The organism is Gilliamella sp. Pas-s27 (genome assembly GCF_009795865.1).
GTDB lineage: Bacteria > Pseudomonadota > Gammaproteobacteria > Enterobacterales > Orbaceae > Gilliamella.
This window is the reverse complement of sequence record NZ_WTEW01000105.1, coordinates 1-417: the sequence shown is the minus strand read 5'-3', so window position 1 is coordinate 417 and position 417 is coordinate 1. Positions and strand designations below refer to the sequence as shown.

1 protein-coding gene is annotated in these 417 nt (G+C 29.5%); it reads right to left on the bottom strand.

Going from position 1 to position 417, the window contains the following annotated elements:
* Nucleotides 1–417, bottom strand: a 417-nt coding sequence (locus GQ589_RS11905; protein WP_160426470.1) for a hypothetical protein, incomplete at both ends; no start/stop codon positions are given.

Here is a 417-nt window from a genome sequence, read left to right as displayed (position 1 = left end):
CTTTGATACCGGTAATGGTTTGAATTTGCTTGCCATCATATTTACGATAAACCTTGATACCAACGATATTCGCTTCTTCTTTTTTTTTCTTAGAAACTATCGCCTTAAAATAAAAGTCTTTGGTGCTATCCCGCTGTAAATAATCTATATTATTAAATTCCACTTTGCGCAATGAATCTTCATTGTATTTTTTATATTCAAATATTTTATGTAAATTGACTTTCTTTCCGTTAAGCGTATAGCCAGTAAGATGTTGATAGTCCTCAGTACCACGATAAAAAGTGCCTTCATCAAAATTTTCAATATATATTTTATCTAATACTTTTTTAGAAGAATCCGTGTAATCTACATTAAAATTAAACACATCATTAGGCTTACTGATAAAACTTAAATGCTTAATTTGATGCTCTTTACCCG